Source organism: Promicromonospora sukumoe 327MFSha3.1, assembly GCF_000385135.1.
Classification (GTDB): domain Bacteria; phylum Actinomycetota; class Actinomycetes; order Actinomycetales; family Cellulomonadaceae; genus Promicromonospora; species Promicromonospora sukumoe_B.
The window spans coordinates 1,915,460-1,942,055 of sequence record NZ_ARQM01000010.1 but is presented as its reverse complement, the minus strand read 5'-3'; the positions used below and the strand labels follow the sequence as shown (position 1 = coordinate 1,942,055).

Here is a 26,596-nt window from a genome sequence, read left to right as displayed (position 1 = left end):
GAGCCGGTCGAGCACCACCTGCTGGCCCGGGGTGTCGACGGCGAGCTCGGCAGCGAGGTGCTCCAGGACGGCGTCGGAGGTGCCCCCGGCGCCCACGCGCAGCACCGGGGCAGCGCGTCCAGCAGGCGTCGGCTGATCTCGCCGCGGACCGGGTAGGCGCCGACGATCAGGGTGGTCGCGCCGGGCCTGCCCGGGGTGTCGACGTCGTCGTGCCAGCCGAGCCGGTGCCGGGTCCCGCCCAGCTCGGGCGTCGCGCAGAACTCGCCGCACGCGACCGGCTCGGCCGACGTCCCGACCTCGTCGACGAAGGTGAACGTCTCGGGGCCGCGCACGACGACCGTCTGCCCGGCGCGCAGCAGCACGGCCGGACCCTGCTCGGGGACGACCCACCCGTCGCCGCCCAGGACCGTGCACAGGGTCAGCGGCGCGCCGTCCACGAAGTGCAGGGACCAGGGAGGGGTCAGGGTCGAGCTGCCGAACAGGGAGCCGTGGGCGCGCACCCCGCGGATCAGGTCACTGAAGGCGTCCATCCCACCGAGGCTAGACGATCACCCATGGGATCTGGCGCTTTACCCATGGATTCGTCCGAACGGGTGCCGTTGGATCGGTGGCATGAGCAACGACACCACCCTCGTCCTCGGCGCCACCGGCAAGACCGGCCGACGGGTCGCGGCCCGGCTGCGGCTGGCCGGCACGCAGGTACGTGCCGCCTCACGGTCCAGCCGGGCGCGCTTCGACTGGTCCGACCCGAACGGCTGGGAGCAGGTGCTGCACGACATCGGCACCGTCTACGTGGTGCCGCCGTCCGTGCCCGGACCGGTCCACGAGTTCGTGGCCCGCGCCGAGGACGCCGGCGTGCGGCGCCTGGTCCTGCTCTCGGGCCGCGGCGCCGACACGTGGGGCGACTCCCCGTTCGGGCTGGACATGCGCTCGGCCGAGGACGCCGTACGGGGCTCGGCCCTGGAATGGACGGTGCTGCGCGCGTCGAACTTCGACCAGAACTTCGACGAGGACCTCTTCCACGCCCCGCTGGTCGCCGGCGAGCTGGCGCTCCCGGCAGGGAGCGTCCCGGAGCCCTTCGTCGACCTCGAGGACGTCGCCGACGTCGCGGCGGCGGTGCTGACCGAGCCCGGACGGCACGCCGGGCGCACCTACGAGCTGACCGGGCCGCGCGGGGTGACCTTCGCCGAGGCCGTCGACCTGATCGCCCGGGCGGCCGACCTGCCCGTCACCTACCGGCAGGTCTCCCCCGCCGCGTACCGTGCGGCGCTCGTCGAGGCGGGCCTGGGCGAGGACGACGCCCACCACGTCGCCGAGATGTTCGTGCTGATGGAACGCGGGCTGCTGGCCGGGCCGACCGGCGACGTCGAGACGGTGCTGGGGCGGCCGCCCCGTGCCTTCGAGGAGTACGTCGTGCGGGCCGCGGCGGCGGGTGCGTGGCGTTCCTGACCTCCCGAACGACCATCCGAAGATCTCCTGAGAGGACTGCCATGAGCGACACCAGCCTGCTGACCACCGAGGACCTCGAGCTCCTCGCCCGTCCCCTGCACGGGTTCCTCTCCGTGGCCGGACCGGCTCAGCCACCCCAGCCGCGGCCCGTCTGGTTCGAGGCCGCCGCGGACGGGACCGTCCAGCTCTTCACGGAGCGGGACTCGCTCAAGGTGCGGCGCCTGGAGCGCGACCCGCGTGCGTCGCTCGTGGTCGCGGCCCCCGTGGGCGAGGGCGAGCACTGGGTCTCCGTCGCCGGCCGCGCCACGGTGGAGGCCGACGGCGCCCGGGACCTGGCGTCCCGCCTCGCGGCCCGCTACTGGGACCTCGGGGACCCCGCCCGGGCCGAGGCTCTCGCGGGGATGCTGCGGGTCGACCTGCTGCGCGTCGTCATCCACCCGGAGAGCGTGCGCCGGTACGCGTCCTGATGTGACGCACGGGGAGTCACGACCGACCCGGCCGGGGATCCGAGCAGGATTCGTCGTGGATTCTGTGCTCACTATCTGCTCTCTGAGCGCGGAGTAGTGCCTCTCCGAGCGGCTCAGATCGTTGCTACTCAGCCATTTTCGAACTCTCTGCGCACCCGCTTCAGGAAAGCGGGTGCGTAGTTTGCGGAGCGAAAGTAGGAGTAGTATTACGCTACTACTCGTACTACTACGAGGAGCGCTACGGCGGCGAAAAACATGGGGCTGGAGATCGGCTGCCGTCCGATCGCGGACATCGACACGACGACTTGAGCGGGGAACAACGTGCGGGACAAGGAACGGGTCTTCCAGGCGGCGGACGCCCTGGCGGCCGACGGGGTGGCGGTCACGGTGACCAACGTGCGCGAGCGCGCCGGGTGCTCGAACGCGACAGCCACGAAGTACCTGCGGGAGTGGCGCGAGACGAGGGCCGCCGAGAGCGACGCACGCTCGGCGCTCCCTGAGCTGCCCGCCGCGGTGAGCTCTCTGGCGGACCGGGGCCTGGAGGCCCTGTGGGGTGCGGCGATCGAGGCGGCGCGCACGGAGCACGAGGCGGCCACCGCGGCGTCGGAGGAGGCGCTGAGTGCCGTCGTGGGCGAGGCGGACGCCCTGGCGGCGCGCGTGGACGAGGCCGACGCCGAGCTCGCGCAGTTCCGTGCGCTCCTGGAGACCGCGCGGGAGCACGTACGCACGGCCCAGGACGAGCGGGCCGCGGCCGAGGAGGCCCGCACCGAGGCGGCGACGTCGGCCGCCCGGCTGGAGGGTGAGCTCGCCGCCGCCCAGCAGGCGCTGGAGGCGGTGCGCGAGGAGCTCGCGCGGGACCGGGCCGCGGCCACGGCCGCCGAGCGTGCCCGGTCCGAGGCCGAGTCAGCCCGCGCTCAGGCCGAGGGCGCCGCCGTCGGGCTGCGGGAGTCGCTGACGGACGTGCGCGCCGCGCTGGAGGCCGCCCGGGGCGACGTCGCGCAGGCGAACCGGGACCGCGCGGCAGCGGAGACCGGCCGGTCCGCCGCGGAGGCGGCCGTCGCCCGGCTGGAGGGTGAGCTCACCGCCTCGCGGGACACGCTGGAGGCCGCACGCGGGCAGGCCGCGGAGGCCGAGCAGGCCCGCGTCGCCGCCATCGCGGCCCAGGCGCAGGCCGAGGGTGCGGCCGCGGGGCTGCGGGAGGCGCTGGACGCTGTCACGGAGTCGGTCGCCGCCGGCGCGAAGACCGAGGTAGGAACGAAGGCCGGGGCGAAAGACCAGGTGAAAGCCGCGCCCGGCGCCTGACTCCACCCGCGAGCCCCGGCGAGTGTCAGTGGCGGGTGCTGTGATGGCGGCATGAGCCTTCGAGGATTCGCCACCATCAACTACTGGGCCGACGACGTCGGCGCGGCCGCCGACTGGTACTCCGAGGTGCTCGGCGTCGAGCCGTACTTCCAGCGCCCCGGACCGGACGGGAAGCCGGCCTACGCCGAGTTCCGGATCGGGGACAACGAGGCGGAGCTCGGCCTCGTCAGCCGTGCGTTCGCGCCCCCGGGCCTGCCCGACCAGCCCGGGGGCGCGCTCATGTACTGGCACGTCGACGACCTGGACGGCTTCGTGGCCCGCCTGCTGGAGCTGGGCGCCACCGAGTACCAGCCCGTCACGCCGCGCGGTGACCTGGGCTTCGTCACCGCCTCCGTCGTGGACCCGTTCGGGAACGTGCTCGGCGTCATGTACAACCCGCACTACCTGGAGCAGGTCGGGCCTACGGAGTGATCCGTACGGCGGCGCCGATCTCCAGGGCGGCCCAGACGGCGCCGTCCGGCCCCACCGTGATGCCGTGGGGTTCGGACGACGCCGTGGGCAGGTCGTGCTCGGTGACCTTGCCGTCCCCCGTCACGTGGCCGATGCGGTTGGCACCCCACTCCGTGAACCAGCACTCGCCGACGGCGGTCGCGACGACGGCGTGCGGTCTGGCGTCCCGGTCCGGGAGCGGGAACTCCTGGATCTCACCACCGGTCGAGATCCGGCCGACCTGGCCCGCGGCGATCTCGGCGAACCACAGGTCCTTCCCGTCGCTGGTGATGCCGACGGGTGCCGCGCCGGGTGTGGGCAGCGCGTGGACGGTCACCTCGCCACCGACGGTCATCCGGCCGATGGCGTTCGCCTGGTTGAGGGTGAACCAGAGGGCGCCGTCCGGTCCTGCCGTGATGGCCGACGGCATGGCACCGGGGACGGGCACCTCGAACTCCGTGACCTGGCCGTCGACGGTGATGCGGCCGATCTGGTCCGCCGCCATCTGCGTGAACCACAGCGCGTCGTCAGGGCCCGCGGTGATGCCGTACGGTGCGCTGTCCGGGGTGGGCACGGGAAAGCTCCGTGCGGTCCCGTCCGGACCGATGCGGCCGACCCGGTGGTCCTGGGTCCGCGTGAACCAGAGGGCACCGTCGGGTCCCGGGGTGATGACCGTGGGCTGGCACCCAGACGCGTCGAGCGGGTACTGGGTGACCTCACCGTCCAGGGTCAGGCGCGCGATCCGCCCGCCCTGCGCCAGCGTGAACCACAGCGCCCCGTCCGGGCCCGCGGTGACGCCATAGGGCGCTGCCGCGGCGTCCGCCACCGGCACCTCGGTGATGGTCGTGACTGGGGGACGGTGCACGGCGGCTCCTCGCGGGACGAGATCGGCAGGACGGGCAGACCGGGGAGGATCGGCTCGCGGAAACCGGATCCGACGGTGACCGCACCCTGTCCCGGGTACGGTCACGCGCGCAACCACATTTCGCCCGACGCCACCGCCGGGGCTCGTGTCCGGGACACCGAGGCAGGAGTCCCGTTAGGTTGCCTGAGTGACTTCCGCACCCCTGACCTCCGCGCCCGAGATCATCAGCTCGCTCCTTGACCTGACCGCATGGACCGTCTTCGACGTCGACCCCGAGGGCCGCATCCTGGCCGGGAACGACGAGTCCGGCAGCATGCAGCTCGTCGAGATCACGCCGGACGGCAGCCGCACCCAGCTCACGGCGCTGCCGTCCCGCTGCTCCGGCCGCTACGTGCCCGGCACCCGCGGCGTGGTAGTGCAGCACGACAACGGCGGCGACGAGCAGATGCAGCTCAGCCTCCTGGAGATCACGCCGGGCGCGGCGCCCGCCGGCGCGGGGGACCTCACGCCCCTGGTCCACGACCCCGCGTACAAGCACGACCTGGCCGACGTCTCCGCCGGGTCCGTGGTGTTCCTGACCAACCGGCGCGACGGTGTCGACTTCGACGTCGTGGTGCACGACCTCGCGACCGGCACCCAGACCACGCTGTACGACGGCGGCGGGTACCTCGTCGACGCGGTCGCCTCCCACGACCGGCGCTCCGTGGCGATCACCGTGCTCAGCAGCCGGCCACGCTCCACGCAGATCCTCGTCGCGGGCACCGGCACCGCCGCCGGCCCAGCCGCCGTCACCGGCACGGTCACCGCGGCCGACGAGCACGCCCACCACACGCACGTCTCCTGGACGGCCGGCGACGACGCCCTGGTCATGGCCTCCGACCACGAGCGCGAGCACGCCGCCGTCGTCCGGGTCCGCTCCGGAGCCGACACAGCCGGCGGGGCCGGGGGGACGACCTGGGAGACCCTCGTCGAGGCCGCCGACCACGACCTCGAGGTGGTCCTCTCCCCCGACGGCTCCGCCATGGTCGTCGGCCACCACCAGGACGGCGTCACCACCCTCGCCGTCCACGAGCCCGACGGCACCCACCGCAGCGACGTCACCCTGCCCGACACCGGGGTGCCCACCGTCGTCTGGGCCCCCGACTCCTCACGCTTCGCGGTGCACCTCACCACCTCCGGCGACCCCGGCTCCATCCACCTCGTCGACGCCACCACCGGGACCGCCACCACCCTGGTCGACGGCCGCGCCCAGATCCCCGACGGCCTGCCCGTCGCCCTGCCCACCGTGCACCGCGTCCCCACGCCCGACGGCGAGCAGATCCCCTGCTTCGTCTACCGGCCCGCCACCACCGACACCCCCGTCGCCGGCGCGTCCGTCGTCCTCGTGCACGGCGGCCCCGAAGGCGAGGCCACCCGCCTGTTCTCCCCCGTCATCCAGGCCCTCGCCGGTGCCGGGTTCACCGTGCTGGTGCCCAACGTGCGCGGCTCCGCCGGCTACGGCAAGCGCTGGGTCAGCCTCGACGACGTCGACAAGCGGCTCGACTCCGTCGCCGACCTCGCCGCCCTGCGCGCCTGGCTGCCCGACCTCGGCCTCGACCCCGAGCGCAGCGCCCTGTGGGGCGGGTCCTACGGCGGCTACATGGTGCTCGCCGGCACCACCATGCAGCCCGACCTCTGGGCCGCCGGCGTCGACATCGTCGGCATGTCCTCCCTGGTCACCTTCCTGGAGAACACCTCCGAGTACCGCCGCGCCGCCCGTGAGCGCGAGTACGGCAGCCTCGAGCACCACCGCGACCTCCTCGTCGCCGCCTCACCCATCACCTACCTCGACCAGCTCCGCGCGCCCCTGTTCGTCATCCACGGCGCCAACGACCCCCGCGTCCCCCTCTCCGAGGCCGAGCAGATCGCCGCGGCGCTCGCGGACCGCGGCATCCGGCACGAGCTGCGGGTCTACCACGACGAGGGGCACGGCCTGGCCAAGCGGGCCAACCGCAAGGATGCCTACCCCGCCGCGATCGCGTTCCTGACCGAGATCCTGGGGCGGTGAGCGCACCGTGACCTTCGAGGAGCGCCGCCTGCGCCTGTCCGTCGACGACCAGATCGAGGGCCGGTACCTCGAGGTGCCGTTCGAGATCCCGGGGCGCGGCGCGGACGCCCTCGAGGTCACGCTCGCGTACGACCGGGACGCCGCCGTGATCGACCTGGGCTGCAGGGACCCGGAGCGCTGGCGCGGCTGGTCGGGCGGGGCGCGGTCCCAGTTCGCGATCGACCCGGGAGGTGCCGGCGTCTCCGGCTCCGGCGCGGCCACGCCCGGGTACGAGCCGGGTGAGCTCGTCCCGGGCGCCTGGGCCGTGGTGCTCGGCCTGCACAAGCTGCCCGCCGAGCCGATCGACGTCACGGTCACCATCGCCACCGGGTCCGACGCCGGGCCGGTCGAGGACGAGCCGCCGGCGCCGCCCCCGCAGTCGGGCAGCGGGACCGGCTCGGGCTCGGCCGGCGCGAGCCGTACCCGGCTGGGGCGGGACCTGCCCGCGCCCGACGGCCTGACCTGGTACGCGGGTGACCTGCACGCGCACACCACGCACTCGGACGGGACGCTGAGCATCGCCCAGCTCGCGTCCGCCGCCGTCGGGCGCGGCCTGGACTTCCTCGCCGTGACCGACCACAACACCGTCTCGCACCACGCGCACCTGCCCGGCGTCGGCGCGGCGTACGACCTGGCCCTGCTCCCCGGGCAGGAGGTCACCACGCACGCGGGGCACGCGAACGCGTTCGGGGACATCGGCTGGGTGGACTTCCGGCGTCCGGCGCGGCAGTGGTTGTCCGACGTCGAGGCGCGCGGCGGCCTGCTGTCCGTGAACCACCCGCTGCAGGACGACTGCGGCTGGCAGTTCCCCGTGCGGACCGGGTTCCTGGAGCTGTGGCACATCTCGTGGTTCCTCGACCTGACGGCGACCGGGCCGTGGGCGTACCTGCGGGGCCTCGAGGGCTCGCCGGAGGGCGGACCGGGCCTGCCGGGCGGCGCCGCAGGCGGGCATCCCGTGTTCCTGGGCGGCAGCGACTTCCACACGCCCGACCAGGGCTACCCGCCCGGCACGCCCACGACCTGGGTCGCGGCGACCGACCGCACGCCGGAGGCGATCCTGGACGCGATCCGCCACGGCCGCACCGCCATCAGCCGCTTCCCGGGGCTGGGCGAGCCGGTCCTGGTGCGCGTGGGCGAGGACCTGGTCGCGGTCGACGCGAACGGCACCGTCCTGGTCGAGGGCCTGCCCGACGGCGGCACCGACCGCAGGCGGCGGGTCCGTGGGGACCGCGTGACGTTCGCCGCGCCGCCCGGGCAGGGCCCCTACCGGCTGGAGGCCGCCGACCGGACCCTGCTCGCGATCAGCGCGTGACCGGCCTGCTGCCGGCGCCGTCGTCGGCAGCAGGGTCGTCCGCGGGGTCGTCAGCAGGATCGACCCCGGCCGACGCGCCTCCCCCGGCGCCCGTGTCCTGCGGCGCCGCCGGCAGCCGGATGAACCGCGACACGACCGTGCCGATCGTCAGCAGCACCAGCGGGTACACCGACAGGTACACGCGGAACGCCTGCCCGGGGTCCGGTCCGGGGTCGGCGCCCGAGCGGTAGCCGAACCACAGCGCGAGCGAGGCCAGCGCCGCCGCCGTCAGCAGGCCGTTGAGCCGGCCCAGCACCCCGAACGCGGCCAGGAACAGGCCGCTGCGGTGCGTGCCGTGCTGTGCGGCGTCGGCGTCGAGCACGCGGGCGATCACCAGGTCGTTGGTCGCGAGCACGCCGGAGTAGCCCACGGCCACGGCGAGCCCGGCGAGGATGCCCGTGATCAGGTCGGTCGCGAAGTACAGCGGCACGAACCCGACGGCGGCGACCGGCAGCGCGAGCCGCCACGTCCAGGCCGCGCCCTTGCGCCGCACCACGGCCGCCCACACACTCAACATGCCGATCGACACGGCGATCACCACGAGCTGCAGGATGCTCGCGTCCAGCGCCGAGCCGCCCAGCGTGTGCGCCACGTAGAGCTGCAGCCCGCCCAGCACCAGGGCCATCGCCGCGCCGTAGCAGGCGTTGACCAGCCCCACGGTCCAGAAGTGCGCCGTCGACAGGATCTGCCCGACGGACCGGAAGAACTGCGGCTTGGGCTCCGCGTCCAGGGCCGGGTCCTCCCGCACGCCGAGCGCGGTCCACAGGATGACCGCCGCCGAGACCACGCCGAAGATGATCGCCAGCCGCCCGTAGCCGACGGCGGAGCCCTCGGCGCCCAGCACGTTCCGCGCCAGGACCGGCGTCAGCGCCAGCGCGACCACCAGAGCGACGAGCTGCGCGCCCTGCCGCACCGCGTTCGCCGTCGCCCGGCGCCGCTCGTGGGTGAACAGCTCCGGCAGCAGGGCGCCGTAGCTGGCGTTGATCAGGGAGTCGGCCATCTCCGTGGTGATCGCGAAGACCGCGAACCACACCGCGAGCCCGACCGCCGAGTCCGCCACCGCGCCCGGCACCGTGAACAGCGCGATCGTCGTGAGCGTGAGCACCAGCGCGCCGACCACGAGATACGGCCGACGCCGCCCCCAGCGCGAGCGCGTCCGGTCCGACAGGTACCCGAACACGGGGTTGTCCAGGGCGTCCAGCACCCCGTACACCGCGTACACGGTCGCGTAGACGACGGCGTCCAGGCCGAGCAGCTCCACGTACACGTAGAGCATCGAGCCCTTGACCAGGTTGATCGGCAGCGACGTGCCGAACATCCCCACGCCGTAGCGCAGCGGCGACGTCCCGCGGGCACCCCGCGGCGGGGATCCTGCCTGCGGCGCGTCCACGGCGTCCTCGGCCTCCACGCCGGTGAGCCTACTCACCACCCGCTGACGAGGTCGATGCCCTCCCGCTCGATCTCCCGGATGAAGACCGGGTCGCCCAGCAGCCGCAGCTCCCACACCCGCTTGCGCCACCACGTCGCCGAGACCTCCCGCTGCCGCGGGGTGTCCGGCGCCGGGTGCAGGAAGATCTCGCTCGCCCCCTCGGGCAGGCGGCGCAGCAGACCCAGGTAGTGCTCCCGCAGCGTCGGGTAGTCCTTGGCCTCCGCGTCGCCGCCGCGCAGGGTCGCGATCACCCGCGGGAGGCGCACCCCGGCGGCGTCCGCGGCCGCGACGGCGCTCGCGTGCCGGGTGCGGACGTCGGCGCTCGCCAGCAGGGGGTCGCCGTCGCCGTAGAGCTCCAGGCCGCGGGGCATGCGGAACGCCAGCCCGTGCGCGGCGCAGAACGCGATCGACTCGGCGAGGTAGGAGCGGCCCAGGAGCCCGTACAGGCTGCCCTGGTGCGAGTCGAGCCGGCCGGGCGACGGCGCGCCCGCGGCCGTGGCGGCACGCGTCAGCGCGTCGACCTGGGCGCCGATCCGGTCGGTGACGTCGTCGAACCCGCCCTCCGGCGCGGGCGTGGGGAGCACGACGTGCACTCCGGGCGCGACGTCGGGCGCCGCCTCGGCCACCTTCCGGACGGCGCGCGCCGCACCCGGGTTCTCCGGCGGGCCGCCCGGCCCCGCGCCCGGGTCGGCGGTGATCACGGAGACCGCGGTGAGCGGCGATCCGGCCAGGAGGGCGGCGATCTCGCGGTCCGCGTCGGGATCGGTCCCGGCGTCGTCGGCGGTGAGGACGAGGCTGCGCGTCATGCGGTCCAGTCTGGCGCAGCGATGGCCCGCGTGGGACCAAACAAGCCTCTGACCTCAGTCTTTACCGATGACGCCGGTGCCGAGCACCGTCTTGACCTTGCCGAGCTCCATCTCGAGCTCCCAGGGCGTGGTCACGTGCGGGATGGCGGACGGGACGCAGGACGGCTTGGCCGTGTGCAGGGTGAGGCTGGCGCCCAGGGTGTCGGCCCGCCAGACGCCGGTGCCCACCACCTCGTACTCGCCCACGTCGGTGCGGTGCAGCATCACGACGTACTCGTGGTCGCTGCGCAGGATCGAGGCCAGGTTCGCCCCCGGCGGCGACGACGCCGAGCCGACCTGGGTGACGACCAGGCTCGCGTCCTTCTCGACCTCGCCGAGCATCACCTTGCGCAGCTCCAGCTCGGTGCGCGTCCAGGGCACCCGGTCCACGACGTCGACCCCGGAGCGGCCGGCCTGCACCAGCGCGACGACGTCGGCGTCGGCGACCAGCTGCTCGACGGTCGTGTACTTCTCGGGGACGGTGAAGTTCGCGACGCTCGCCTCGCGCGCGCAGCCGCCCAGCAGTCCGCCCACCAGCAGGACGCCGAACAGCGACGCCCCGACCCGTGCACGCATCAGCCGTTCACCCCCTGTCGTCCTGGTCATCAGGTGCCGGTGGGCACCCACTGAGAGAGAGCGACAGGTCGCGGCGCGCGGGGCGTCTGCTTCGTGTACTCGCTTGCAGTGCAACGAATGGTCCCCCGCTGCGAGAAGCGGGTACAAGGGTTCACCCGGGCGAACCCGCGCGGATCAGGTTTGTGATTTCCCACTATCTGAAAACACGGCGCAGAACCGGCGAAAAACGGTCAGCGGACGGGGCTGGCGGGGTTGTGACGGGCGGGGTCGTGACCGGCGAGGCCGTGACCGACGGCGCCGTGCAGCACGACGTCCGCCGTCCGACCTCGGGGAGGCGGACGGCGGACGTCGAACGACTTGTCCCGGTGGGCGGGCGCTGGTCGGCGGGCGCGGGTGGCCGGGCCGCCGTCAGGCGGCGTGGGTGCTGGCGATCGCGCGCACGAGGCCCGACGTCGAGATCGAGCCCTTGCGGTAGCGCTCGACCGCGGCGACCAGCGCCTCGCCGACGTCGCTCGGGATGCGCGAGGACGGCGCCGTCGGATGCCAGATCTCGCGCTCGAAGACGGCGGTCCGGCGGGCCGGGCCGCGGAACAGGCGCCCGGCCAGTGCGGGAGGGGCGCCGGCCGGGGGTGCGGGAACGGGCGGCAGCGGGGCCGGCGGCGGAGGCACCGGAGGCAGTGGCACGGGAGGCACCGCTGCGTTCGGCTCGGGCGGTGCGACCTGGCTCGCGAGCTGCGAGGCACGGTAGCGGGCACCAGGGTTCCAGCGCAGCGTGGGCATGGCCGGCGGGGTGTGCCGCACCCCGCTGCTCTCCCGGCGGGGAGCCGGCGGGTCCGCGGGCTCGGCGGTCTCGGAGAGGGCAGCGGTCTCAGAAAGGGCAGCGGTCTCAGGAAGCGCCGGGGGCTCGGGGAGCGCGGAGGTCTCCGACGACTCGGCAGCAGTGGCGGTCCGTGCGGCCTGCTCGGCGTGCGCCTGCCGCAGTGCGGCGACGATCCGGGCGACGCGTCCGGTGTCGGCCCGCAGGCCGGTCTCGGCGTGCGCGGTCTCGGCTGGCGCCGTTTCGGCGGGCGCCGTCTTGGTAGGGGCTGTCTCGGCGGCCGGGTCGCCTTCAACGGCGACGACAGCGGGTGCATCGGGAGCCTGGGCGACGGCAGTCTCGACGGCGGTCTCGATACCAGCGTTCTCAGCGCTGGCAGCCTCCGCGCCGGCAGCCTCCGCGCCAGGAGCCCCGACCGGCGAGGTCTCGCTCTCCCCCGCGTCCGGCCCGGCAGCCCGGGGCGTCTCCACCTGGGTCTCGTCCGGGACCTGGTCCTGCGTACCGTCCGTCGTGCCGTCCGCCATGACCGCGCTCCCTCACCATCGACTGCCCGCGACCCGCTGCGGTGCTGTCCCATATGTTCCCTGTCCTGCCCGGGACGTGCAAGCCCCGGGCAGGACAGGGTCATGGTGCGGTCATGACGGCTGGTCAGTCGCCGCCGAGCAGGTCCAGGAAGCTGGGGGTGCTGGCGAACGGGTCGTCCCGCTTGGTGTGCTCCCCGCGCGCCGCCATGGTCGCCGCGAGGGACCGGCCGGCCCGCTCGATGCGCTCCGGCAGCGAGCTCGCGCCGTCGTCGCGCCGGGTGCGGTCCCCGGCCTGCGCCCAGTCGTCCGTGGCCGCGAAGACCGACGTCGTGACGACGTCGGCCCGCAGGTACGTGAACAGCGGGCGCATCGAGTACTCGAGCGCGAGCGTGTGCCGCGGCGTGCCGCCGGTCGCGCCGAGCAGCACGGGCATGCCCGTCAGGGCGTCCTTGTCGAGGATGTCGACGAACGACTTGAACAGCCCCGAGTAGGTGGTGGTGAACAGCGGCGAGACGGCGATGATGCCGTCGGCCTGCGTGATCGTCTCGATGTCAGCGGCGAGGTCACCCGTGGGGAACCCGGTGAGCATCGCGTCGATGATCGCGTGGCCGTGGTCGCGCAGCTCGACGACCTCGACGGTCACGTCGTGGCCGAGCGCCTTCAGCTCGCGCGCGGTGGCGTCCGCCAGGCGGTCCGCCAGCAGGCGCGTGGAGGAGGGCTGGCCCAGCCCCGCGTGCACGACGGCGATGGTGCGCCGGGGCCGGTCCTCGGTGGGGACGATCCCCGTCATCAGAGCGCCTCCTCTGCCCGCTTGCCGGTGAACTCGTCGCCGCCGTCACCCACGTGGGTGGCGCCGGCCTCGCCCTTGGCCTGGGCCGCGGCGACCCGCTCGGCGTGCGTCGGCGGGTTGGCCGGCACGTCCTCGGGACGCTTGGCGTCGGCGATCTTGCGCAGCTCGGGCACGACCTCGGTGGCGAGGATGTCGATCTGCTCCAGGACCGTCTTGAGCGGCAGGCCGGCGTGGTCCATCAGGAACATCTGGCGCTGGTAGTAGCCGACGTCGTCGATGAACGAGCCGTAGCGGTCGATGACCTCCTGCGGGGAGCCGACCGTGAGCGGCGTGTCGCGCGTGAAGTCCTCCATGGTGGGGCCGTGGCCGTAGACGGGCGCGTTGTCGAAGTACGGCCGGAACTCGGTGATCGCGTCCTGGCTGTTCTTGCGCATGAACACCTGGCCGCCGAGGCCCACGATCGCCTGGTCGGCGCGGCCGTGGCCGTAGTGCTCGAACCGCTGGCGGTAGAACGCCACCATCTGCTTGGTGTGGCTCATGGGCCAGAAGATGTTGTTGTGCAGGAACCCGTCACCGTAGTAGGCGGCCTGCTCGGCGATCTCGGGGCTGCGGATCGAGCCGTGCCACACGAACGGCGGCACGCCGTCCAGCGGGCGCGGGGTGGCGGTGAAGCCCTGCAGCGGGGTGCGGAACTTGCCCTCCCAGTCCACGACGTCCTCGGTCCACAGGCGGCGCACCAGCGCGTAGTTCTCGATCGCGAGCGGGATGCCCTGGCGGATGTCCTGGCCGAACCACGGGTACACGGGGCCGGTGTTGCCGCGGCCCATCATGAGGTCCATGCGGCCGTTGCTGATGACCTGGAGCATCGCGTACTCCTCGGCGATGCGGACCGGGTCGTTCGTGGTGATCAGCGTGGTCGCCGTGGACAGGGTGATGTCCTTGGTGACACCCGCGAGGTAGCCGAGCATCGTCGTCGGGCTCGAGGCCACGAACGGCGGGTTGTGGTGCTCGCCGGTCGCGAAGACGTCGAGGCCTGCCTCGTCCGCGTGCTTGGCGATGGTGAGCATGGCGCGGACGCGCTCGGTGTCGTCCGGGGTGTGCCCCGTCGTCGGGTCCGTCGTCACGTCGCTGACACTGAAGATCCCGAACTGCATGATGCTGTGCTCCTCGATCGTGGTGCTCCTGAGCGGGTCGCCGCTCGCGCCGTTCATGCATCTGCATGAACATGGGTCTCAACCGGCGACCCGTGCTGATTGTTCCCGCCGCGAACACGGTCACCTGCCTCGACGTGCGTGAGATCGCGCACATACACACCCAGTTTGCCCGGAGTGCGCTTGCGGCCGCACGTCCGATCGGTAGCCTGGTTTGGCACGGCTGGTCGTCAGACCGCTGAAACATGGGCTGGAACATCACAGAGGGTCCCTGCGTTGGCTATACGGACCTTTTTCCGCCACCTATCCCGACAACCCTCTGGAGGACATCGTGCCTGACCGGTCCCTGCGCGGTATGAGCATCGGTAGTAAGAGCATGGAGTCTGACGAGGGCGTGGACTTCGCCCCTCGGTTCCAGGCCTACTACGACTGCCCCAACGGCCACACCATCATCCTGCCCTTCGCCACCGATGCGGACGTACCCCCGATCTGGGAGTGCCGCTGTGGCGAGGAGGCGCTGCTCCGCGACGCCGAGAAGCCCGAGCCGAAGGCGACCAAGCCGCAGCGCACCCACTGGGACATGCTGCTCGAGCGCCGCACGGTGAAGGAGCTCGAGGACCTGCTCGACGAGCGCCTCGAGCTGCTGCGCGCCGGCAAGCTGCGCCGCTCGGCCTGACCCCTCCCCGGGGGGCACGCCGCCCAGCAGCAGGAATAGCACAACGACCGCCGGTCCGGACCTCAGGGTCCGGGCCGGCGGTCGTTGTCGCACGCCCACGCCCTACCGGCCCGACGCCGCCGCCTCGCTCTCGTCCCGGCCGCGCGCCCGGCGCCGCGCCCCGACCTGGCCGACGACGCCGGCCGCCACCAGCAGGACGGCGAGACCACCGACCACCCAGCCCGGCCAGTACCCCGCCGCCACCGCGGGCGTGACCGAGGACCGCAGCGGCAGGTTCGCCACGAACTCGTCGGCCGTGAACAGGTCGGTCGAGCGCACCACACTCCCGTCCGGCGTGATCACGGCCGAGACCCCCACGGTCGAGATCTGCACCGCCGCCCGCCCGGTCGTGACCGCCTGCAGACGTGACATCGCCAGCTGCTGCGTCGACTCCGCCGTCCACCCGAACGACGCGTTGTTCGTCGGGATCACCAGCACCTGCGCGCCCTGCTCGACGGCGTCGCGCACGATCTCGTCGTACGCCACCTCGAAGCAGATGACGGTCCCCAGCCGGTACGCGCCCTGCCCCAGCCGGCTCGGCACGTCGATCACCGGCGGGTTCACCCCCGCGATCATGTCCGTGGTCACCCGGTCCACCTGGTCCGAGAACACCCGCAGCACCGACCGCAGCGGGATGTACTCACCGAACGGCGCCGGGTGCTGCTTCGCGTACCGGCCGATCACACCCTGCCCCGCCTGCCACAGCAGCGACACGTTGTACCGGCCGCCCGTCTCCGGGAACTCCTGCGCGCCCACCAGGATCGGCGCACCCACCGCCGCGGACGCCGCGTCCAGCCCGTCCGCGACGTCCGGCGCCGTCAGCGGGTCCAGGTCGCTGCCGTTCTCCGGCCACAGCACCACGTCCAGCTCGCCGGCGTAGTCCTCCGCCAGCACGTACGTGCCCTCCAGGTGGTTGTTCAGCACCTCCGCCCGGTTCGCGAACGCCCCCAGCCCCGGCTCCCCCACGTTGCCCTGCACGGCGCCCGCCCACAGCTGCCCGTCCTCCGCCAGGTCGCTCCCCGCGTCGTACACCTCGTCCCCCTCCGGCGTCTCGACGGGTCCGGCGCTCGCGGACGTGGGTACCGGCAGCACGAGCGGCACCAGGACGACGACGGCGCCCAGCGCGAGGGCCCCGACGGCGCGGCCGGCCGAGGAACGGACGGTCGCGGAGCCGGCTGTGACAGCCCCGGCTGCGCGCGCCGCCCGGGCGATGCGGACGGCCCGGACCAGGCCTGCCACGGCCAGGGCGAGCAGCGCGCCCGCGAAGGCGACCAGGAGGCTGACGGCGACGGTGCCGCCGAGCCAGGCCGCGCGTCCGGTCGGGGTGCCGGCCATGGCCCAGGCGAGGCGGCCCCAGGGGAACCCGCCGAACGGGACCTCGGCGCGCCACTGCTCGACGGCGACGAACAGCACGGCGAACACGGCGGCCAGCCGCCAGCCGCGGCGGCGGACGAACGGCGCGCGGCGGGCCCAGGTCCACAGGGCGCCGAACGCGCCGAGGAACAGGGCCTCCAGCGCGGACAGCGCGACCCACGGCGCGGTCTCGGTGGACTCGTGCGCCCACCACAGGTGCGGCAGGAAGAACGCGAGGCCGAACAGGAAGCCCATCAGCAGGTTCCACCAGGCGTCGTCGCGGGCCAGCGCCCAGTACAGGACGGCGACCGCGACGAAGGCGGCGGGCCAGAAACCCGCGTCCGGGAACGCGGACCACAGGAGGAGGCCGCCGGGCACCGCGAGGAACAGGGTCAGCAGCCGGGACGGCTCACGCAGGCGCACGCTCGCAGCCTACCGGCGGGTTCACCCGCCCGGCCGGGCGCCGGACCGCCGGCGGGCAGACGACCGCGGGGCGAGCAGAGCGCCGAGGGAGCCGGCCCGGGCGCCCAGCCTCAGAACGTGTCGTGGAGCACCGCGCCGTCGCGCAGCGTGTGCAGGCACTCGGGCTGGACGGCGTCGGGCGAGAGGTCGGGCAGCAGCGGGGTGCCGGCGCGCGCCTCCTCGCTCCAGGAGCTGAGCCGCCCGGGGGCGGCCTGCACGCCGAGGTGCTCGGCCCGCCAGACGGCGAGGTGGGCGGGTGCGCCGACGCGCAGCTGCCCGGCGCCGGTGTGGTCGAGGCCTGCCAGGCGCCAGCCGCCGCGGGTGTGGGCGCGGAACGCGGCACCGGCGGAGATGCGCTGGTCGGGGTCCTCGTGGGTGGTCGCGGCCCGCACGCCCTGCCAGGGGTCGGCCGGCGTGACGGGCGTGTCGGAGCCGAACGCGAGGGGCACGCCCGCCTGGGCGAGGTCGGCGAACGGCATGATCGAGCCGGCCCGCATGGCGCCGAGCCGGGAGGCGTAGACGCCCTTGCTGCCGCCGAACGACGACTCGAACGCGGGCTGCACCGACAGGCCGATGCCGTGCACCAGCAGGGCAGCTAGGGTCACGGCGTCGACGAACAGGGCGTGCTCGATGCGGTGGTGCCCGGCGCGCAGCGTGGACTCGCCGCTCAGCTGCGCGGCGATCTGCAGGCCGAGCACGGTCTCGTCCATGGCGCGGTCGCCGATGACGTGGAACGCGGCCTGCACCCCGGTGGTGCCGCGGGCGGTCTGCACGGCGACCAGGTGGTTCGCGATCTGGTCGGCGGTCAGGTACAGGTTCCCGGTCCAGGGCGAGCCGTCGGGGTTGGTCAGGGCGCCGGCGAACGAGCCCGACGACGGGTCGCTGGGCAGGTCCGAGTACGGGCTGCGCATCGCGGCGGTGCGCGAGCCGATCGACCCGTCGACGTTGAGGTCGCCGCCGATCCCGGTCAGGAACGGCAGCTCCTCCAGGAGGGCGCGGGCGTCGTCGGCGCCTGTGCACAGCTCGCCGCGGTAAGCGGCCAGGTGCGGCAGGCCCAGCGCGCCCGGCTCGGCCAGGGCGTCGGCCGTGACCGAGGCGGTGCTCAGGGCGTGCAGCTCGGCCAGGCCGGCGCGGGTGTCGAGGTGCTCGCCGCTCATCTCGTGCACGGACACGATGCCGCGGGCGGCCCACGCGGCCAGCGTCTCGCGGTACAGGCGGGTGCGGCGCTCGGGCGAGAGGGCGTGCGCGACGTCACGCACGGTGTGGTGCAGGTCGGCGGTGACCAGGCCGGTGTCGGCGGGTGCGTCGGACCAGCCGGAGCCGGACAGGCCGGTGCCGGTCCAGGCGGGGTCGCGCTCGATGCCGGCGCGGCTCGCCAGGGCGCTGGAGATGACGGCGGAGTGCACGTCGACGCGTGCGGCGTACACGGGGCGGCCGTCGCAGGCGGCGTCCAGCTCGGCGCGCGTGAACGCGCGCCGCTCGGGCCAGGCCTGCTCGTCCCAGCCGAACGCGAGCAGCACCTGTTCGCCGGACGGGTCGGCCGCCGCGAGCTTGCGGGCGCCGGAGTGCAGGGCGGCCAGCGCGTCGGCCAAGGAGTGCACGCCGCCGGCGGGCGTGAGGTCCACGGAGTCGGTGGCAAGGCCGGTCTCCAGGACATGGGCGTGCGCGTCGACGAACCCGGGGGTGACCAGCGCTCCGTCCAGGTCGATGACGCGGTCGGCGCGGGCGGCGAGCCCGGCCGCGGTGTCGTCGGCCCCGATCCAGGCCACGACGCCGTCGTCGACGAGGATCGCCTCGGCGAACGGGTCGGCAGCGGAGTGCACGACTCCGTTGCGATAAAGGATGGATCGGGCGGGGTGGCTCACGGTGGGAACTGTAAACGATGCGGCCGGTCGGTGCCCTGGTCAGGGAGGCGACCAAGAGCACAGTCACCCGCTGCTCACCCGGGTCCGGCACCGCGCAGGTGCCGGACCCGGTGGCCTCAGAGGCTGGAGTAGGCCACGACCCCGCGCAGGACGGCGTCCTGGGCCTTGCGGGCCGTGGAGCGCAGCTTCTCCGACGGTGCGGCGCCGCCGAGCTGGTCCAGCACGTCGACGACCTGCTTGCACCACCGCACGAAGTCGCCCGCGGCCAGGTCGGAGCCGCGCAGCACGGAGTCCAGGCCCTTGCCCGACGCCCACCGGTACATCGCGCCGACCAGGCCCAGGTCGAGGGCCCCGGTCGCGTCGATGCCGTGCGCCTCCTCCAGGTCGTCGACCTCGGACCAGACGCGCTGCGTGTCGTCCAGCACACCCGCGAGGCGCCCGGTGGGCCCGCCGGGGATGTACGGGTCGGGGGCGTCGTCGCGCCGCCCCTGGTAGACGACCGTCGACACGACAGCGGCGAGCCCGGCCGGGTCGAGGCCGTCCCACACGCCGCGGCGCAGGCACTCGGCCAGCAGCAGGTCGTTCTCCGCGTACAGGCGGCGCAGCCACCGGCCGTCGTCGGTCACCCGGATCCGGCCGGTGCCGCTCCCGGTGCCGCCGGACTCGGTCCCGCCGCCGGTGCGCTGCAGGTACCCGAGGGTGAGCAGCACGTCCAGGGTGCGGTCGAAGGTGCGGGCGATGGACCCGGTGCGGCCCTCGACGCGGCGCACGAGCTGGTCGTGCTCCCGCTTGAGCTTGTTCCACCGCTCGGCCCACCGGGCGTGGTCGTCCCGCTCAGGGCAGGCGTGGCACGGGTGGGCCTTGAGCGCCTTGCGCAGGCGGGCGAGCTCGGCGTCAGTCGACGCGTCCGAGCGGCGTCCGACGGGGGACCTGCCGCCGCGGTTGGCCGCACCGCGCGACGGGGACGTCGTGGAGTGCGCCGAGGGCACGTCGTCAGCCAGGACGCCCAGGGCGTTGCGCATGGACGAGACCAGGTCGCGGCGCGCGTCGGGCTTGCGCGGGTTGAACGCCTTGGGGATCTTGACCGTGGTCACGGTCTCCAGGCCGTCGGGCGCGTCGGCCAGGGTCAGCTTCTTGACCTGCCGCTCCTGGGTCAGCACCGTGGGGCGCGGCCCGTCGAACCCGCCGGGCTCCCCCGGGTCGAGCACGAGCACGTACCCGCGCCGCCGCCCGGAGGGGACCTCGACGACGTCGCCGCGCCGCAGCTTCTCCAGGGACGCGACGACCTCGGCGCGGCGCGCCCCGGTCGCGGCGCGGGACAGCTCGCGCTCGCGGTCCTTGATGGCGCGCCGCAGGTCCATGTACTCGCCGAAGTCCCCGACGTCGCAGGACATGGCCTTGGCGTACCCGTCGAGGGCCTCGGCGTGGGCCTGGGCCTGCTTGGCCAGGCCGACGACGCCCCGGTCGGCCTGGAACTGCGCGAACGACGTCTCCAGGACCTCGCGGGCGCGGTCGCGACCGACCTGGGCGACGAGGTTGACGGCCATGTTGTACGTGGGCCGGAAGCTGGACTTGAGCGGGTACAGGCGCTTGGACGCGAGGCCGGCCAGGGCCACGGGGTCCAGGGCCGGGTGGTCGACGACGACGGCGTGGCCCTCGACGTCGATGCCGCGGCGCCCGGCACGGCCGGTGAGCTGCGTGAACTCGCCGGGGGTGACGGGGACGTGGCTGGAGCCGTCCCACTTGACGAGCTTGTCCAGGACCACGGACCGGGCGGGCATGTTGATGCCGAGGGCGAGGGTCTCGGTCGCGAAGACGACCTTGACCAGGCCGCGGGAGAACAGGTCCTCCACGGTCTCCTTGAACACGGGCAGCATGCCGGCGTGGTGGGCGGCGACGCCGCGGGCCAGGGCCTGCGACCAGGACCAGTAGCCGAGCACGTCGAGGTCCTCGGGCGGGATCGCGGCGGTCCGCTCCTCGACGACGGAGCGGATCGTGGCCTCCTCCTGCGGGGAGGTCAGCCGCAGCCCGGCCTTGAGGCACTGGTCGACGGCGGCCTCGCAGCCCGCGCGGGAGAACACGAAGTAGATGGCGGGCAGCAGCGCGTCGGCGTTGAGGGCGTCGATCACGATGAACCGGGGCGGGGTGCGCCGACCGGTGCCGATCGCGCCCGACGGGCCGTCGGCGCGCCGGCCGTTGCCGCCGCGGTACCCGCGGTCGCCCCGGCCGCGCCCGCGGCCTCGTCCGCCGTGGTCGCCGGGGCGGCTGCCGCCGCGCCCGGACCGGAACGCCGCGGACAGGTCGGGGTTGATGGGCGGGCTGGTGCCGGGGTCGGTCGGGTCGACGTGCCCGGCGTACAGGTCCAGAAGGCGCGGCTTGCCGCGCGGCTCGGGCGACGACATGAGCACGTGCTGCCACAGGGGCACGGGCCGCCGCTCGGAGACGACCACGGCGGTGTCGCCGCGGACCATCTCCAGCCAGTCGCCGAACTCCTCGGCGTTGGACACCGTCGCGCTCAGGGAGACGAGCTGCACGTCGTCGGAGAGGTGGATGATGACCTCTTCCCAGACGGGGCCGCGGAAGCGGTCGGCCAGGTAGTGCACCTCGTCCATGACGACGTACGCGAGCCCGTCCAGGGTCGGGGACCCGGCGTAGAGCATGTTGCGCAGCACCTCGGTGGTCATGACGACCACGGGTGCCTCGCCGTTGATGGTGGAGTCACCGGTGAGCAGGCCGACGTTCTCGGGGCCGTGCCGGCGCACCAGGTCGGCGTACTTCTGGTTGGACAGGGCCTTGATCGGCGTCGTGTAGAACGCCTTGCGTCCGGAGGCCAGCGCGAGGTGGACCGCGAACTCGCCCACGACGGTCTTCCCGGCCCCCGTGGGGGCCGCGACCAGCACGCCGCGACCCTGCTCCAGGGCCTCGCAGGCGGCGACCTGGAAGTCGTCGAGCTCGAACCCGATGACCTCCCGGAACTTCGTCAGCTCAGGGTGATCGGCCGCCGAACGGCTCTGGGACCGGAAGGCCGAGTACCGCTCGGCGGGGCTCAGGTCGTTCATGGTGCACAGCCTACGGTCCCTGTGTGACACGGCGGTATGACACCGCCGTGCGACACGGGGACCGCAGGCCGTCAGACCTCGACGTCGACCTCGGCCAGCCGCTTCTCCACGCGCCTGTCGTGCAGCAGCGCCACCCCGACGGCGGCGAAGTACAGCACGCAGATCGGCAGCGCCACCAGGACCATGGTGAGCGCGTCCGGCGTGGGGGTGATGATCGCGGCGAACGTGAAGGCGACCAGGATCGCCCACCGCCAGCCGCCCAGCAGCCCCTTGCCCGACATCAGGCCCGCGAAGTTCAGGCCCACCAGCAACACCGGGGACAGGAACGCGAGCCCGAACGCGATCAGGAGCCGCATCACCAGCGACAGGTACTCCTGCGCGTTGGTGAACGCGGTCGCGTCGTCCGGCAGGAAGCCCGACAGGATCTGGATCGCGTGCGGGAACACGAGCCAGGCCATGTACGCGCCGCCCAGGAACAGCGGGAACGCCGCACCGACGAACCCGTACGCGTACTTCTTCTCGTTCTTGTTCAGGCCGGGCGTGATGAACGCCCACACCTGGTACAGCCACCACGGGCAGGTGAGGAACACGGCAAGGAACAGCGACGACTTGATCTTCAGGTCCAGTGCCGCCATCGGCCCGGCGAAGTTCAGGGTCATCTCGTTGCCGCGCATCTCCTCTGCCACGACCAGCGGTCGCTGCAGCAGGACGAGCAACGGGTCGTACAGCAACCACCCCAGGATCGCGCCCACCACCAGGCCGAGCGCGATCAGGACGAACCTCTTGCGCAGCTCGAGCAGGTGCTCGAGCAGTGGCATCCGACCGTCGGACGCCCGTCTCGTTCGTGCCACCGATCAGGCCTTGGGGATGTCGCGGTCCTTGTGGTCGATCAGGCCGGGGGTCGACCCCGTTCCTGAACCGGTACCCGTCCCGGTGGTGCTCGAGTTGGTCGCGGCGCCCGGCGCGTTGTCGGCAGCGTTGCCGTCCTCGTTCCGGTCGTCGCGCAGGTCCTTGACCTCCTTCTTGAAGATCTTCATCGACTGTCCGACACTCTTGGCCAGGCCCGGCAGGCGGCTGGACCCGAAGAGCAGCAGGACGACGACGAGCAGGACGATCCAGTGCCACGGCTGCATGGCGCCCATGGTGACTCCTTACGGTGCGGTGCTGATTGTGGTGCGGATATGCCCGATCCTACGCGGACCCGGGGGGCGAATTGGTAGCCCCCCGGTAGACGGCAGGTGGCGACGCCCGCCACGACGGGCCGAACTACTCGTTGAACTGCTTCCACTTCTGCCACGTCGCCACGTTGCGTGCCCGCCGTGCGTCCCGCCGGCCCGCGCGCGCCACCCGCTGCGCGTGGACGCGCTGGTAGTGGATGGTGACGTCGTCGAACAGGCTCGGCCCGGCGTGCTGTGTGCTCGCCGCCTCCCGCGCCTGGTCGGACAGCTCCTGCAACCGGTCGGCCGACTCCCCGAACCGTTGCGAGGCCCGGCCGAGCTCCTCCAGGAGCCCCTTGGCGGACCGCCACAGAGAACGGGCCAGAAAGAACGCTCCGACGAGGGACCCCACGATCAAGAGGGTCCATACCCAGAACCACATGGTCGCCCAGCCTAGTGGTGATCGGGCGATGTGGCTGCGTCGCGCCCACCTTCGCCCACCTCGCCCGCCCCGTACAGCGCCAGCGCCTCGCTCGCGCTGCCCGCGACGTCGTCCGCGAGGGCACCCGGTGAGACCGAGCGCACCAGCGGCGCCAGCCGCACCAGGGAGCTGCGCAACCACCCCGGGTTCGTCACGCGCAGCGTCACCTCGAAGTCCCCGTCGGGCAGGTTGCGCACGGACTCGACCGGCACCTCCTCCGCGAACCACCGCGCCCGCGGGGCGAACCGGATCGTCGCCAGCGGCGAGGAACCACCCGCGAACAGCGCCGCGAAGTCGATCTCCGCGCCGGCCTCCCCAGGGTGCGCCTGCACCGGCACGTCCGTCTCGACCGCCTCCAGGATGCGGTCCACCCGGAACGTGCGCGGCGCCTCCGCGCGGTAGCACCACGCCGCGAGGTAGGCGAACTCGTCCTGCGTGTGCAGCCGCACCGGGTCCACCTCCCGCTCGCTGACCACGTCCGACGACGTCACGTACCGGATCCGCAGCCGGTGCCGGTTCGTCAGCGCCGACGAGATCGCCGCCACCACCTGCCGGTCCCCGCCCGGCGCGAGCCGCACGTCCACGGCGCTCGCGGCCTCCCCCGTGGCGTCGGTGAGCTTGCCCAGGGCCGACTCGACGACGGCGGACCGGGCCGGGTCGGCCTGGACGGCGTCGGTGGCCTTCATGGCCCGCAGCGCCGCGACCAGCGCGACCGCCTCCCGGGTGCCGAGCCGCAGGGGCCGGGTCATGCCGCGCGCCTCGGTCAGGTGCACCACGCCACGGTCGATCGACGCGGCGTCGAAGTCGATCAGGTCGTCCGGCCAGTACCCCGGGGTGCCCGACACCCACAGGGCGTCGACGTCCTTCTGGATCTGCGCGGGCGTGGTGCCGAACCGGCCCGCGAGGTCGGCCACGGACACCGGCCCGGCGCCGTCGAGGTAGGCCACGATGCCGAGCAGGCGCAGCAGGCGGTCGTCGGCGCGCTCAGCCATGGGAGGCCTCCGTGGGTGCGGTGCGGGTGGTGGAGCCGGCGCTCGCGGGCCCGGCGGGGCCGGGGGTGCCGGGTGGGTCGCCGAGCGCGGCGGCGGCTCGCAGCCGGCGGATGGTCTCCTCGCGGACGGCCTCGGGTTCCAGGACGACGAGCGCGGCGCCGTACCCGGCGGCCTCGGACGCCATGCCGGTCAGGGACCGGTAGGGCACCTGGAGGATGTCCCACCCGGCGGGGTCCCCGGCGAGGGCGCCGGCGGTCGCGGTGAGCTGGGCGTCGTAGCTGGTGCGTTCGCCGTCGGGCACGGCCTTCGCGCGGGCACGCAGCGCGCTGGCGCGTTCGGGGCGGACGGCGACGACGGCATGCCGCATCTCGCCGTGGGTCTTGCCGAGCATGGCGTCGGTCTCGAAGTCGGGAACCTCGAACGCGCCGGCGGGTCCGGTGACGCGGACGCGGGACTCGATGCGGGTCATGCGGAACACGCGGGGTGCCTGCCGGTCGCGGTCGAAGCACATGAGGTACCAGCCGCCGTCGCGGGCGGCGATGCGCCACGGTTCGACGTGCCGCACGGTCACGGCCCCGTTGTACGCGGCGCGGTAGCTGAACGTGACGACGCGGCGGGCCTCGATGGCCTCCATGAGGGGCCCGTAGGCGTCGCCGACGGCGCGCACGGACGGCGCGAGCCCGGCCAGGGCGTCGGCCGACGGGTCGCCCGCGCCGGCGGCCCGGAGCTTGACCATGGCGCGCGTGATGTCGGTCTGCAGCGTCTTGTCCTGCCAGAACTGGGCGGCCAGGGAAAGCACGCCGAGCTCGGCGGGCGTGAGGTCGATCGGCGGCAGCGCGTACGCGTCCTGGTCGATGCGGTACCCGAGCTCGTCGGTGTGCCCGCCGGTGCCGACGGTCACCACGGGGATGCCCAGGGCGCGCAGCATGTCCTTGTCCCGCTCGAACATCCGCTCGAACGCCTCGTCGCTGGGCGCGTCGGAGTAGCCGGCCACGGCGGTGCGCACCTGTTGCTTGGTCATGGCGGCGTTCGTGTTCACGAGCGCGATGACGAGGTTCAGGAGGCGCTCGGCCGGGTTGAGACCCGTGGCCGGGGCGGATGACGAGGTGGGGGGCAGGTCGCTGGACATCAGGACAACGGTATCGGGCGGTAACCTCCACGGTGTGATGACGTGGCGGATCGGGACCGTGATTTCCACAGGCAGGTCGTGGGCAGGAGCCCTCGAGCTCGAGGTGACCCTCGACCGGCCCCTGCCGGGCCGGGCGGCCGAGGGGACGGCGGACGGCGCCGCGGGGCCGCTGACGGTCCGGGCCCTGGCCTACACCGACCTCGTGGGGCAGCCCGCGACTGGTGACGCGCTGCTGCTGAACGTGTCCGCGCTGGCGCGCGGCCTCGGCACCGGCGGGTACGCCCTCGTCGTGGGCCCCGCAGCCGCGGGCACCGACCTGCCGGCCGACCCGCCCGTCGGGCCGGGACACCTGGTCAAGGCCCGGTACACGCCCCTGCAGTCCATGGTCCTGGGCGTCGACGAGCAGGAGTCGCCCCACCACGCCGTCCTGGCGGACGCCGACAGCCTGGACGGCATGCCGGTCGTGGTGGCCGACCTGCACTCCGCGCTGCCCGCCGTCGTCGCCGGGCTGCGCCACGCGGCCGCGGCGGCCGGGCGCGACCCCGGCGACCTGAAGATCGCGTACGTCATGACCGACGGCGGCGCGCTGCCCGCCGCGTTCTCCCGCACGATCGCCGCGCTGCGGGACGCGGAGTGGCTCACCACCTGCGTCACCGTCGGCCAGGCCTACGGCGGCGACCTGGAGGCCGTCACCGTGCACACCGGCCTGCTCGCCGCCCGGCACGTCGCCGGGTGCGACGTCGCCGTCGTCGCCCAGGGGCCCGGCAACCTCGGCACCGGCACCCGCTGGGGCTACTCCGGCGTCGCCGCCGGCGAGGCCGTCAACGCCGCCGCGACCCTGACCGGCCGCCCCGTCGCGTCCCTGCGCGTCTCCGGCGCCGACCCGCGCGACCGGCACCTCGGCATCTCCCACCACTCCCTGACCGCCTACGGCCGCGTCGCCCTGACCCCCGCCGACGTCCCCGTCCCGGTACCCGCCACCGACGTGGAGAACCTGCCCGCCTGGGGCCCGGACCTGACCCGCCGCATCCACGAGCAGGCCACCACCCTGGCCGCCCCCGCCGCCCGGCACACCCTCGTGGACGTCCCCGCCGACACCACCCTGCTGGAGACCCTGCGCACCTCCCCCGCCGGGCTGCGCACCATGGGCCGCGGCCTGGACGCCGACCCCGCCTCCTTCGTCGCGGCCGCCGTCGCCGGGATCCACGCCCACCAGCTCGCCACCGGATGACCCACGGGAAG

General features: G+C 73.8%; 23 protein-coding genes and 1 pseudogene. 8 read left to right on the top strand and 16 right to left on the bottom strand.

What is annotated here, in order from left to right:
• Positions 1 to 18: 18 nt before the first annotated feature.
• Positions 19 to 530, bottom strand: a pseudogene (locus tag H291_RS34560) (cupin domain-containing protein); the annotation flags it as partial.
• 82 nt (positions 531 to 612) lie between these two features.
• Here H291_RS34560 and H291_RS0112390 point away from each other — a divergent pair.
• The 4 genes from H291_RS0112390 to H291_RS0112375 all read left to right on the top strand — a co-directional run bounded on the left by H291_RS0112390 (position 613) and on the right by H291_RS0112375 (position 3,689).
• The gene (locus tag H291_RS0112390; protein WP_020015316.1) at positions 613 to 1,449 is read left to right on the top strand and encodes an NAD(P)H-binding protein; all 837 of its coding nucleotides are present in this window, start codon (positions 613 to 615) and stop codon (positions 1,447 to 1,449) included.
• A gap of 41 nt (positions 1,450 to 1,490) precedes the next feature.
• Complete coding sequence (locus H291_RS0112385; RefSeq protein ID WP_020015315.1) at positions 1,491 to 1,916, top strand: pyridoxamine 5'-phosphate oxidase family protein; 426 nt, start codon at positions 1,491 to 1,493, stop codon at positions 1,914 to 1,916.
• Positions 1,917 to 2,237: 321 nt separating this feature from the next.
• Positions 2,238 to 3,218, top strand: coding sequence for a DNA-binding protein (locus tag H291_RS0112380; protein WP_020015314.1), 981 nt, complete (start codon positions 2,238 to 2,240; stop codon positions 3,216 to 3,218).
• A 51-nt stretch (positions 3,219 to 3,269) separates the two neighbouring features.
• Complete coding sequence (locus H291_RS0112375) at positions 3,270 to 3,689, top strand: VOC family protein (RefSeq protein WP_020015313.1); 420 nt, start codon at positions 3,270 to 3,272, stop codon at positions 3,687 to 3,689.
• On the opposite strand, the gene H291_RS0112370 is transcribed toward H291_RS0112375, so the two are convergent.
• Positions 3,679 to 4,572 carry a Vgb family protein gene (locus H291_RS0112370; protein WP_020015312.1) on the bottom strand — a complete coding sequence of 298 codons (894 nt, stop codon included), beginning with the start codon at positions 4,570 to 4,572 and terminating at the stop codon, positions 3,679 to 3,681. The genes H291_RS0112375 and H291_RS0112370 overlap by 11 nt on opposite strands.
• Before the next feature lie 187 nt (positions 4,573 to 4,759).
• Between H291_RS0112370 and H291_RS0112365 the strand changes: the two genes are divergently transcribed.
• Together H291_RS0112365 and H291_RS0112360 are read left to right on the top strand one after the other, a co-directional pair.
• Positions 4,760 to 6,619 (top strand): S9 family peptidase, encoded by a 1,860-nt coding sequence (locus H291_RS0112365; RefSeq protein ID WP_020015311.1) that lies wholly within the window; start codon positions 4,760 to 4,762, stop codon positions 6,617 to 6,619.
• A 7-nt stretch (positions 6,620 to 6,626) separates the two neighbouring features.
• Positions 6,627 to 7,970: a CehA/McbA family metallohydrolase gene (locus H291_RS0112360; RefSeq protein WP_020015310.1), complete on the top strand. Its 1,344-nt coding sequence runs from the start codon at positions 6,627 to 6,629 to the stop codon at positions 7,968 to 7,970.
• Here the strand turns inward: H291_RS0112360 and H291_RS0112355 are convergent.
• The 6 genes from H291_RS0112355 to H291_RS0112330 all read right to left on the bottom strand — a co-directional run bounded on the left by H291_RS0112355 (position 7,960) and on the right by H291_RS0112330 (position 14,144).
• The gene (locus tag H291_RS0112355) at positions 7,960 to 9,417 is read right to left on the bottom strand and encodes an MFS transporter (protein ID WP_020015309.1); all 1,458 of its coding nucleotides are present in this window, start codon (positions 9,415 to 9,417) and stop codon (positions 7,960 to 7,962) included. The genes H291_RS0112360 and H291_RS0112355 overlap by 11 nt on opposite strands.
• Positions 9,418 to 9,431: 14 nt before the next feature.
• Positions 9,432 to 10,244, bottom strand: a complete 813-nt coding sequence (locus H291_RS0112350; protein WP_020015308.1) for a ChbG/HpnK family deacetylase — start codon at positions 10,242 to 10,244, stop codon at positions 9,432 to 9,434.
• 54 nt (positions 10,245 to 10,298) lie between these two features.
• Positions 10,299 to 10,859 carry a hypothetical protein gene (locus H291_RS0112345; RefSeq protein ID WP_020015307.1) on the bottom strand — a complete coding sequence of 187 codons (561 nt, stop codon included), beginning with the start codon at positions 10,857 to 10,859 and terminating at the stop codon, positions 10,299 to 10,301.
• A 408-nt stretch (positions 10,860 to 11,267) separates the two neighbouring features.
• Positions 11,268 to 12,200 (bottom strand): hypothetical protein, encoded by a 933-nt coding sequence (locus H291_RS33770; protein ID WP_026365685.1) that lies wholly within the window; start codon positions 12,198 to 12,200, stop codon positions 11,268 to 11,270.
• A gap of 124 nt (positions 12,201 to 12,324) precedes the next feature.
• Entirely contained in the window at positions 12,325 to 12,990 is a 666-nt protein-coding gene (locus H291_RS0112335) for an FMN reductase (RefSeq protein ID WP_020015306.1), read from the bottom strand.
• A complete protein-coding gene (locus tag H291_RS0112330) occupies positions 12,990 to 14,144 on the bottom strand; it encodes an LLM class flavin-dependent oxidoreductase (RefSeq protein WP_026365683.1) in 1,155 nt (384 codons plus the stop codon). The genes H291_RS0112335 and H291_RS0112330 overlap by 1 nt, the downstream gene beginning before the upstream one ends.
• 328 nt (positions 14,145 to 14,472) lie before the next feature.
• Between H291_RS0112330 and H291_RS0112325 the strand changes: the two genes are divergently transcribed.
• The gene (locus tag H291_RS0112325; protein WP_026365682.1) at positions 14,473 to 14,817 is read left to right on the top strand and encodes an RNA polymerase-binding protein RbpA; all 345 of its coding nucleotides are present in this window, start codon (positions 14,473 to 14,475) and stop codon (positions 14,815 to 14,817) included.
• Between the two features lie 102 nt (positions 14,818 to 14,919).
• Here H291_RS0112325 and lnt read toward each other — a convergent pair whose 3' ends face one another.
• From lnt to H291_RS29830, 8 genes are all read right to left on the bottom strand, one after another.
• On the bottom strand, positions 14,920 to 16,632 hold the full coding sequence (lnt, locus tag H291_RS0112320; RefSeq protein ID WP_020015303.1) for an apolipoprotein N-acyltransferase: 1,713 nt from the start codon (positions 16,630 to 16,632) through the stop codon (positions 14,920 to 14,922).
• A 110-nt stretch (positions 16,633 to 16,742) separates the two neighbouring features.
• Positions 16,743 to 18,536 (bottom strand): amidohydrolase, encoded by a 1,794-nt coding sequence (locus H291_RS0112315; protein ID WP_157236835.1) that lies wholly within the window; start codon positions 18,534 to 18,536, stop codon positions 16,743 to 16,745.
• A gap of 116 nt (positions 18,537 to 18,652) precedes the next feature.
• The gene (locus H291_RS0112310) at positions 18,653 to 21,595 is read right to left on the bottom strand and encodes a DEAD/DEAH box helicase (RefSeq protein WP_020015301.1); all 2,943 of its coding nucleotides are present in this window, start codon (positions 21,593 to 21,595) and stop codon (positions 18,653 to 18,655) included.
• A 71-nt stretch (positions 21,596 to 21,666) separates the two neighbouring features.
• On the bottom strand, positions 21,667 to 22,413 hold the full coding sequence (tatC, locus tag H291_RS0112305) for a twin-arginine translocase subunit TatC (protein ID WP_020015300.1): 747 nt from the start codon (positions 22,411 to 22,413) through the stop codon (positions 21,667 to 21,669).
• A 36-nt stretch (positions 22,414 to 22,449) separates the two neighbouring features.
• A complete protein-coding gene (gene tatA / locus H291_RS33325) occupies positions 22,450 to 22,737 on the bottom strand; it encodes a Sec-independent protein translocase subunit TatA (protein WP_020015299.1) in 288 nt (95 codons plus the stop codon).
• Between the two features lie 124 nt (positions 22,738 to 22,861).
• Positions 22,862 to 23,194 (bottom strand): hypothetical protein, encoded by a 333-nt coding sequence (locus tag H291_RS0112295; protein WP_020015298.1) that lies wholly within the window; start codon positions 23,192 to 23,194, stop codon positions 22,862 to 22,864.
• A gap of 11 nt (positions 23,195 to 23,205) precedes the next feature.
• On the bottom strand, positions 23,206 to 24,225 hold the full coding sequence (locus tag H291_RS0112290) for a helix-turn-helix transcriptional regulator (RefSeq protein ID WP_020015297.1): 1,020 nt from the start codon (positions 24,223 to 24,225) through the stop codon (positions 23,206 to 23,208).
• Positions 24,218 to 25,354: a helix-turn-helix transcriptional regulator gene (locus H291_RS29830; RefSeq protein WP_020015296.1), complete on the bottom strand. Its 1,137-nt coding sequence runs from the start codon at positions 25,352 to 25,354 to the stop codon at positions 24,218 to 24,220. Before H291_RS29830 ends, H291_RS0112290 begins: the two co-directional genes overlap by 8 nt.
• A 34-nt stretch (positions 25,355 to 25,388) precedes the next feature.
• Here H291_RS29830 and H291_RS0112280 point away from each other — a divergent pair, with 34 nt between their 5' ends.
• Positions 25,389 to 26,585, top strand: a complete 1,197-nt coding sequence (locus tag H291_RS0112280) for a DUF3866 family protein (protein ID WP_026365679.1) — start codon at positions 25,389 to 25,391, stop codon at positions 26,583 to 26,585.
• Positions 26,586 to 26,596: the final 11 nt, after the last annotated feature.